This window comes from Corallococcus llansteffanensis (genome assembly GCF_003612055.1).
In the GTDB taxonomy this organism is placed as follows: Bacteria; Myxococcota; Myxococcia; order Myxococcales; family Myxococcaceae; genus Corallococcus; species Corallococcus llansteffanensis.
Window position 1 is genome coordinate 1 of the sequence record NZ_RAWB01000409.1, and the last position, 8,981, is coordinate 8,981.

Below are 8,981 nucleotides of genomic sequence, written 5' to 3' on the forward strand. Positions count from 1 at the left end.
CCCGTGGGCCCCGTGGAAGCGGGCCTCCTGGCCCAGTTGGCCCCGGCCGTGGTGCCCCAGGTGCACTGGCTGCCCGGAGGCGGAGCGGTGCGGATCCTCGAAGGGGGCTCGGGAGGCTCGGGAGGCTCGGCGGACTCGGGAGCCGGGTCGGGACCGACGGTGGTGTGGTTGCACGGGCGGGGCCACTCGGCGACGCACTGGTTCCCCTATCTGACAGTGCTCGCCCGGAACCACCGCGTCCTGGCGCTGGACCTGCCCGGCTTCGGCCAGTCCACCGCCCCGGACATGCGCGTGCGTTCGGCGGAGGACGCGGTGGCGTTCTTCACCCGTCCGGTGGAGGAGGTCCTGGGGATGCTGGAGCCGGGGCCGGTGGCGGTGGTCGGCCACTCGCTGGGCGGGCTGGTGGCGCTGGAGCTGGCGCTGCGCGGGACGGTGCCGGTGGAGCGGCTGGTGCTGGTGGACGCGATGGGGCTGGGGCCGGAGATGACGCGCGCCTCGCGCCTGTTCTTCCGCGCGGGGCCGGAGCGGCTGGCGCGCAACCTGGGCCCCTGGGCGATGGCGCGGATGCTGCCGCCCCCTCCGACGCCGCTGGGGGAGCGGCTGGGGGCGCTGGGTTACGAGCTGATGGGCGTGCCCGGCGGACGGCCGGAGGCGGCCCACGCCTTCAACGAGCTCGTGCCCCTGACGGGCCCGGTGTTCCACCGCCGCGAGCGGCTGGGCGAGGTGAAGGTGCCGGTGCTGCTCGTCTGGGGCGAGCGCGAGGAGACGCTGCCCGTCACGCTCGCGGACGAGGCCGCGCGCAGGCTGCCCCAGGCGCGCGTGCTCCGCGTGGATTGCGGACACAGTCCGCACTTGGAGCGGCCCGAGCGCGTGCTCCCCGAGCTGAAGGCCTTCCTGGGTCAGGGAGCCACCGGCGGCTGAGCGGACGCGAGGCTCCGGCGGGCCCGCGAACCGGCTACAGTCCCGCGCCGTGCCGAAAGACTTCCTCGACCTGGAGGCGACGCCCGAACGCTTGCACGCGTTGGCGGACGCCCGAATCCTGTCCCCGGACGCGTACGGACGCGCGCTGCACCTGGCCGTCGCTACGCCGTCGCGCCCCGCGTGGCGCGCGTTCCTGTCCACGACGTTGATGGGCCTGGGCTCGCTGCTGGTGCTCGCGGGCGTGGTGTACTTCTTCGCCTACAACTGGGCGGAGCTGGGACGCTTCGCCAAGCTGGGCCTCGTCGCCCTGGGCATCACCGGTGCGGCCGTGGGCGCGTGGCGGCTGGGGGACCGGCCCGCGGGGCAGTTCGCGCTGCTCGCGTCCGCGGTGCTCGTGGGGCCGCTGCTCGCCGTGTACGGGCAGGCGTACCAGACGGGCGCGGATCCGTATGAGCTGTTCATCGGCTGGGCCGTGCTCATCCTGCCGTGGGTGGCGCTGGCGCGCTTCACGCCCCTGTGGCTGCTGCAGCTCGTGCTCATCAACACCGGCATCATCCTCTTCTGGGAGCAGCGCATGCGCGACTGGAGCGCCTCCAGGGAGGGACAGCTGGCGTTGGTGCTCGGCCTGCTCAACGGCTTCGCCTGGGCCACCTACGAGCACTTCGCCAACCGCCGGGTGTCCTGGCTCCAGGGTCGGTGGATGCCTCGCGTCCTGGCCATCATGGCGATGACGCCGCTGCTCGGCGCGGCGGTGGTGTTCATCGTCGACAGCGACGACCGTTCGTTCGCCACCGGCCTGTCGTTCCTGCTGCTGCTCGCGGCGCTCGGCGCCATCGTGGCGCTGCACCGGCACCTGCACGGCGAGCTGTTCCTGCTCACGCTGGGCTCGCTGTGCGTGATGACGCTGGTGAACACGGCGGTGGGCTACTTCCTCATCAAGGCCACGCACGCGGAGGAGCTGACCCTCTTCATCCTGCCGCTGCTGATCATCGGCGAGGTGGCGCTGGCCGTGTACTGGCTGCGCCGCGAGTCCCACGCAACCGGTGTCTCGGAGGAGACCTGACATGGCCCTGCGACCCTCGATGCGCGAGGTCCTGACGGGATTGGTGGCCGAAGGCCAGGTGGACGCGGAGGTGGAGTCGCGCGCCCGCACGGCGCTGGAGGTCCGGCAGCGGACCCTGGGCGCCTCTCCCTGGTTCGTGAAGGCCCTGGCCGGCATGGGCGCGTGGCTGTCCGCCGCGTTCATGCTCAGCTTCTTCGCCTGTGTCGGGCTGTGGCGGGAGGAGGCGGCGCTCGGCGCCCTCGGTTTGGTGCTGTGCGTGGGCGCGGTCTTCCTGCGACGGGCGACCCACGGGCCCTTCATGGAGCAGCTCGCCCTGGCGTCGTGTCTGTCGGGCGCGGGAGCGCTGCTGTTCGGCATGGCGGAGGCCAGCGAGAGCGTGGTCGCCACGTCGGTGCTGGCGGTGGTGGTGAGCGTCGCGCTGCTGGCCTGGTTCCCCGACGTCATCCTCTACTTCCTGGCCACCCTGGGCATCCTCGTGGCGGTGGGGGTCCTGGCCTCGGAAGCGATGAGCGCCGTGGGTGTGGACCTGTGGATGCTCGTGGGCGCCGCGGCGCTCTGCGGCCTGCTGCTCTTCGAGCCCCGGATGCGGCAGGGCCCGCTGGGGACCCGTGTGGGCCCCATCGCCTTCGCGCTCGCGTGCGCGGTACCGGGCTGGCTGTTGTTCCGCAACGTCATGGGGTCCCAGGACGGCTTCCACTACATCTACCGCGGCGACTTCGCGCCGGGCATGTGGCTCACGGTGCCGCTGGCCCTCATGGCCCTGGGGACGGGGTGGCAGGTGATCCGCGAACAGGGGCTCTCGCATGAGCGCGCGGCCTGGCTTCCCGCGGTCGTCGCGCTGGTGCTGCTCACGGGGATGACCCTGAACACGCCGGGCGTGCTCGTCGCGGGCCTGATGCTGACGCTCGGCTTCCACCGCCGCAGCCAGGTGATGCTGGGGCTGGCGGTGGCGTTCCTGCTGACGTTCGGCGCGTACTACTACTACGACCTCCGGCTCACCCTGCTCGCCAAGGCGCTCGCGCTCGTGGGCAGCGGGCTGGTGCTGCTGGGCGTGCGGCAGCTCTTCCTGCGGCGTGAACCCGCCGTGCTCGCGGAGGCCCGATGAAACGCGGCGCCGTCATCTTCGGAGGGCTCGCCCTGGTGCTGGTCGCCACGGCCGTCCTCGTCGTGCAGAAGGAAACCGTGCTGGCCCGGGGCCAGACGGTGTTGCTGCAACTGGCCCCGGTGGATCCGCGCTCGCTCATCCAGGGCGATTACATGGTGCTCGACTACGCCATCAGCCAGACGTGGCGCGAGGGCCTCGAGGCGCCCCAGGAAGACGGCAACGTGGTGCTGCACCTGGATGCGCACGACGTGGGCGCGTTCGTGCGCTACGAGACGCCGGGCACCCCGCTGGCCCCGGGAGAGGTGCGCCTGCGCTTCCGCGTCCGCAACTCACGCCTGCGGCTGGGCGCGGAGGCCTTCTTCTTCCAGGAGGGCCACGCGGAGCGCTACGCGCGGGCGCGCTACGGCGAGCTGCGCGTGATGGACAACGGCACCAGCGTGCTCGTGGGCCTGCGCGACGAGAACTACCAGCCGCTGGGCCGCGCCGTGAAGTGACGGGGCGCGGCCGCGGGGCTCACGCGGCCTCTTCGCCTTCGAGCAGGTCGGAGAAGGGCGACCCGTCCTCGCCCAGCGCCTTGTAGAGCGCGTCCACCTTCTCCAGCTCGCGCTTGAGCGCCTTGTGGTGGTTGCGGTTCTTCACCAGGCTCTCGCGGCCCAGCAGGCGGAAGGCCTCGTCGCGGCCCACCTGCCGGATGGCCAGCCCCAGCACCAGGCCCCGGAAGCCGTCCGCGAGGTCCAGGTCCAGCGGTGCGCCCCGCCGGCGCGCCTCTCCGACGAACGCCTGCGCCGCGGCCCGCAGCGCTTCCGGCAGCGGACGGCCGCCCGGCGCCTGCTCGTAGTCCAGCGCCCGCGCGACGTGCTTCTCCTGCAACACGAGGTCGCCCGTGGCCCCGGCGTGCTCCACCATCGCCAGCGTGTAGGCGCGCCGCACGATGTTGTCGAGCTGCCGCAGGTTGCCCGGCCAGGAGCTGGTGACGAGCAGGTGCTCCGCCTCCGGCGCCAGGCGCGCGGAGCCGTCCGGCAGCCGCTCGCGGTGACGGCGGTTCACCATGTACCGCCCCCAGAGGGGAATCTCGTCCTGCCGGTCCTGCAAGGGCGGCATGCGCACGGGCAGCACGTTCACGCGGTAGTACAGGTCTTCGCGGAAGCGGCCGGCCCGCACCTGCGCGTGCAGGTCCGCGTTGGTGCCGATGATGAAGCGCACGTCCGCGTGCTTCTCGCCGGTGCCCTCGCCCAGCGGCCGGTAGCTGCGCGACTCCAGCAGGTGCAGCAGGCCCGCCTGCGCCTTCAGCGACAGCTTGTCGATTTCGTCGATGAACAGCGTGCCGCCATCCGAGCGGGCCACCACGCCCGGCGCGTCGCGCGTCGCGCCGGTGAAGGCGCCCTTCTTCCAGCCGAAGAGCTCCGCCATCTGGAGGTCCTCCGGCACCGTCACCAGGTCCAGCGTCTCGAAGGGCTTGCCCCGGCGGTTGGAGCGCTCATGGCACCAGCGCGCGAGCCGCGACTTGCCCGCGCCCGTGGCGCCGCTGACGAGGATGGTCTCGTCCTGCAACGCGAACACCCGGAGGATGGGCAGCAGCTCCGCCATGGAGCGGCCCACCACGGGCAGGAACTCGTCCACCTCCGGCGTGGCCACCGGCCGCTGCGGCAGCGCGGTGAGGTACGGCGCGGCGATGTCCGTGAAGAGCTGGAGCAGGTCCCCCGCGTCGCGCCAGACGAACTCCTGGCCCATCGCGGCGAGGCACTCGGCCTCCAGTGAAATCATCCCCTCCATGCCCGCGGGCGTGCGCAGGGGCAGCACGCAGACGTGCGTGGCGTGGCGGCCCAGGAAGCGCTGCTTGCTCTCGTTGCTGTGGAAGCCCGCGAGTCCCGGGTCTCCCGTCACCGGCGCATCCGGCGCGTGCGGCTGCACCGTGCCGATGTTCACGTCGATGGACACCGCCGAGCGGTGCTCCACCACCGCGCGCCAGGCCGTGGCGGAGGTGAAGAAGGGCGTCCCGACGCCCGCATCCGTCGTCTCCTTGGCGCCCACCTCCAGCGCCGCCAGCCGACGGTAGGCCTCTCCGGGACGCAGGTGGACGATGCCGCGCAGGACCCGGGCCCGACCCGCATAGCGGCTGGACGCCACCGCGGCTTCCGCCGCGGCCAGCATCCGACGCAGCGTCGCCGCCGCCGCCGTCTCGAAGTCCCTGGAATCCCTGAGCGCAGCCATGAGCTGCGCCAACTCGTCTCGCATCCCCTCGCCTCCGTGCGGAAGCCGCGCCACCGCAGACCGGCGAAGCCGTCCTGAAATCAGACGCGGACTCTATCGGAGATGATGATGGAGAGCGCGGAAGGAGCGGCCCCTCCTTCCGCGCTCCGAATGCATCCGGATGCGGTACACGCCGTTGCCGGCGTATGGCCCGACGCGAATGCGGCTATCGTGCCAACGAAGAGTCCCTGTGATTTCGCGGACTCCCGCATGCCACAGCGAACGATTGCGTCCTGATGGGACGCAAGCGCGTCCTGATGGAACGCAGCTCCACCGGCTCAGGCCTGATACCGCGCTCGCCCCCTCTCCAGACGGGGGAGATGGGTCATTCCCTACCACTCACGGCGTGGCGTCCGGCTGGAGGACGAAGACGCGGTCCAACCGGGGACTGCCGCGCCCCACGGGGGACTCCAGGTCGTAGTCGAAGTCGAACGCGGCGGCGACGCGCAGGCCCACCTTGCGGAACAGGCGCTTCGCCTGGGGCTCGTCGTAGGTGCGGAAGTACCAGGTGGTCTCGATGAGCCAGTCCTTGCCGGGACCGGTGACGCGCAGCCGGTTGCGCATGGGCGAGCGGCGCAGGCGCTTGTCCGGCAGGCCCTCGTGCGTGTTGCACACGACCTTGTCCGGACCCACCTGCCCCACCCAGCGCTCGTGCTCGGGGCCGGAGCGCGCGTAGTCGGTGAGGTGGAAGCCGAGCACGTAGATGCCGTCCGGCTTGAGCAGGCGCCGGGTGCCGGTCAGGTGCTCCACCGTGGCCTTCTCGCTGTCCAGGTAGCGGAAGGTGGAGACCAGGGTGTGGGCCAGGTCCACGCGGCCTTCCAGCGCGGGGTCGAAGAAGTCCTCCATGCGCGCCTGCGACAGCTTCACGCGCCGGCGCTCGGCCGGGGTGAGGCGCTGGCGCGCGTGCGCGAGCATGGCCTCCGACAAGTCATAGCCCGCGACGCGCAGGCCCCGGCGCGCGGCCTCCTCCACCAGCCGCCCCGCGCCGCACGCGGGCTCCAGCCACAGGGGGCCTCCGGTGCCATAGCGCTGGCTCAGCGCCTGGAGGAAGTCCGCCTCGCGCACCGTGTCGGTGCCGAAGATGGCCTCGTAGTACTCCGGGTGCTCGTACCAGTCCTTGCGTCGTTCCATGGTGCCTTCAGTGCCCCGTATGCCCCAGGACGCGGGCTAGCACGAACATCACCAGCAACCCGGCTGCCAGTGCCACCAGGTTGCGTCCGGGCTTGTCGCGCCCGTGCTTGTTCACGTGCGGCAGCAGGTCCGACACGGCGATGTAGAGGAAGGTGCCCGCGGAGAAGGCCATCGCCTTGGGCGCCAGCGATTCGAAGCGCAGCACCGCGTCGAAGCCGAAGTAGAGCAGCGCGCCCACCGGCACCATCAGGCCGTAGAGCGCCGTGTACGCGAGGACGGTGCCGCGCTTCTTGCCCTCCGCCTGGAGGATGGACGCGAGCGACAGCGACGAGGGCACCTTGTGCGCGGTGATGGCCAGCAGCGCCATGGCGCCCACGCCCTCCTTCACGGAGGAGCCCAGCGCGATGCCGTCGAAGAGCGTGTGCGCGGACAGGCCCAGGAACGCACTGAGGCCCAGCGCGTGGCCGTGCACGTGCTCGGCGCAGTCCGGCGGCTCCTCGCAGGTGTGGGCGACGAGGTAGCGCTCCAGCACCAGCACGAAGAGGAACCCCATGGGCACGAGCGCGAAGGCCCACCAGCCGCCGCCCTCATAGGCCTCCGGGAGCATGTGGAAGAAGGCCGCGCCGAACATCACGCCCGCGGCGAAGGCCAGGAACGTCACCAGCCGCGTGGAGCGGTCGTTGAAGACGACCACCAGCGCGCCGGCCAGCGCGCTCGCCACGACGATGCAGGAGTACAGGAAGACTTCGGCCACGACCGGCGACATGGGGCGCGCACCCTAACCCCAAAACCGCCACGTTCAATAGCTTCGCACCACCAGCACCGCGACCCGCCCCGGCTGCACCTCCACCTCGTGCGTCGTCGGCCGGCCCGGCGCGTCCACCTGGACGGTGTGTTTTCCCGGAGGAAGCCGGAAGCGCGCCACCCGGAACTCCGCTGGCAGCGACAGCCACGAGCGCAGGTCGGGCTGGTTGCCGGCGTTGAGCACCAGGAAGGTGAGCACGCCCAGTTCCTTGCTCTTCGTGAGCGCGCCCACGCCCGCGGCCACGCCCGCCTTCGCCACGGCGCCCGCGAGCTGCTTCGCCAGCATGCGGCCGATGCGGTCGTTGAGGTGCACCTGGGCCACCCGCGACAGCGACGTCACCGTCACCGCCCGCTCCGCCTGCCCCGCCACCTCCACGCGCACCGGCGGCGTGCCCCCGCGGTCGCGGTACACGGGCACCGAGATGAGCTCTCCGGAGTCGTTGTAGTCGCGCGACGTGGACGTCTTCTCCGGCGACAGGCCCGCCTCCACCACCACCACGAGCTGCCCGTCGCCCGGGGCCAGCGGCGCATGCGCCACGTCCGGGAACTTCTCCGCCAGCGAGGCGTACGCGTCGTCGCGGCCCGTCTTCTTCGCCAGCCGCAAGAGGGGCTCCACCAGCCCGCCCAGCCCGGGCTCCAGCTCATACGCCTTCATGTAGTCGATGAAGGCCGAGTCCCACTCGTGCTGGTCCTCGTACATCACGCCGCCCAGGTAGCGGGCGATGGCGAGCTGTTCGTAGGGCTTCTTCTCCTCGGTGATCATCTTCTCGATGCGCTCGTTGACGCGGCGGACCTCCACGAGCGCGTCCTCGTCCCGGCTCAGCTGCGCGTAGTTGAGCGCCTGGAGGACGGAGATCATCAGCTTCTCGAAGTCCTCCCCCCGGTAGGCGCGGCGGCGCTCGTTGCTCAAGAGCACCCCGGCCTCCTCGCTCACGGAGGTGATGTCCAGCTCACCGCTGAGCCGGTCCGCCTCCGCCAGCACGCGGGTGCTCTCCTCCCACTGCCCGGCCGCGTGCAGCACCATGCCCCGGTCCAACAGCAGCAGGAGCTGGTCGCGCGGCGGGGCCTCCTTCTGCTCGTGGTCCAGCTCCTGGAGGGCGCGCGGATAGTCGGAGGACTGGTACGCTGAGCGCACCGACGCGGTGCGCGCCACGTAGTCGCTGGCGCAGCCACTCAGGACGCCCAGGGCCGCGATGAACAGCAGGCCCCAGCGCGCCGCCCCCCTCCGAAGCAGGGGAGGAGCAGGGACGCGTGGGGCCCGCGAAGCGATGTCGATGGAATTGGACACGGCGGGGACTACCAGCTCACGCCCTGCTTCTCGAACTTCTTGCGGATCTGCTTCTCGTCCGTCCAGGCGATGGTGCCCGTGCGCACGTCGTTCAGCTTCGCCGTCATCTTGTAATAGACGAGCTTGTCGCGGCCGACCTCCTGGATGATGGAGGCGAGGTCGCCCGTCATCAGGAAGTCCACCGACGCCTGCTGGCCGGGGGCCTTGGCGGCCTCCGGGTTCACGTAGCCGGACTGCTGGTACTCGTACTCCTCCGCGATGTCCTGGCGCGCCTGCTGGTCCACCAGCGCGAAGCGGCCCGTCTGCGCGAGCGCCGTCTGGATCTTGTCCCCCAGCGAGCGCATGTCGATGTGCTCACTGGTGCTGTTGCGCAGCTTGCCCACGAGGACGATGGGCAGGGGGGAGCCCTGCGGCGGGGG

9 protein-coding genes are annotated in these 8,981 nt (G+C 71.5%); 4 read left to right on the plus strand and 5 right to left on the minus strand.

The features are described from left to right. The first annotated feature begins 3 nt into the window (after positions 1–3). Genes D7V93_RS30010 through D7V93_RS30025 form a run of 4 tightly spaced genes read left to right on the plus strand, consistent with a single transcriptional unit; the run spans position 4 to position 3,583 of the window. Complete coding sequence (locus D7V93_RS30010; RefSeq protein ID WP_120646658.1) at positions 4–921, plus strand: alpha/beta fold hydrolase; 918 nt, start codon at positions 4–6, stop codon at positions 919–921. 49 nt (positions 922–970) lie between these two features. Beyond that, entirely contained in the window at positions 971–1,984 is a 1,014-nt protein-coding gene (locus tag D7V93_RS30015; protein ID WP_120646651.1) for a DUF2157 domain-containing protein, read from the plus strand. Between the two features lies 1 nt (position 1,985). Then, positions 1,986–3,089 (plus strand): DUF4401 domain-containing protein, encoded by a 1,104-nt coding sequence (locus D7V93_RS30020; RefSeq protein WP_120646652.1) that lies wholly within the window; start codon positions 1,986–1,988, stop codon positions 3,087–3,089. After that, entirely contained in the window at positions 3,086–3,583 is a 498-nt protein-coding gene (locus D7V93_RS30025) for a GDYXXLXY domain-containing protein (protein ID WP_120646653.1), read from the plus strand. Before D7V93_RS30020 ends, D7V93_RS30025 begins: the two co-directional genes overlap by 4 nt. 19 nt (positions 3,584–3,602) lie before the next feature. Here the strand turns inward: D7V93_RS30025 and D7V93_RS30030 are convergent, their stop codons facing one another. The 5 genes from D7V93_RS30030 to lpoB all read right to left on the minus strand — a co-directional run. Further along, entirely contained in the window at positions 3,603–5,324 is a 1,722-nt protein-coding gene (locus tag D7V93_RS30030) for a sigma-54-dependent transcriptional regulator (RefSeq protein WP_120646654.1), read from the minus strand. Positions 5,325–5,678: 354 nt separating this feature from the next. Further along, positions 5,679–6,470 carry a class I SAM-dependent methyltransferase gene (locus D7V93_RS30035; RefSeq protein ID WP_120646655.1) on the minus strand — a complete coding sequence of 264 codons (792 nt, stop codon included), beginning with the start codon at positions 6,468–6,470 and terminating at the stop codon, positions 5,679–5,681. A gap of 7 nt (positions 6,471–6,477) precedes the next feature. Then, on the minus strand, positions 6,478–7,236 hold the full coding sequence (locus tag D7V93_RS30040) for a ZIP family metal transporter (protein ID WP_120646656.1): 759 nt from the start codon (positions 7,234–7,236) through the stop codon (positions 6,478–6,480). Positions 7,237–7,269: 33 nt separating this feature from the next. Continuing rightward, positions 7,270–8,508, minus strand: coding sequence for a COG3014 family protein (locus D7V93_RS30045; protein WP_120646659.1), 1,239 nt, complete (start codon positions 8,506–8,508; stop codon positions 7,270–7,272). 62 nt (positions 8,509–8,570) lie between these two features. Beyond that, a partial coding sequence (gene lpoB / locus D7V93_RS30050; RefSeq protein WP_120646657.1) for a penicillin-binding protein activator LpoB occupies positions 8,571–8,981 on the minus strand: 411 nt, incomplete at its 5' end.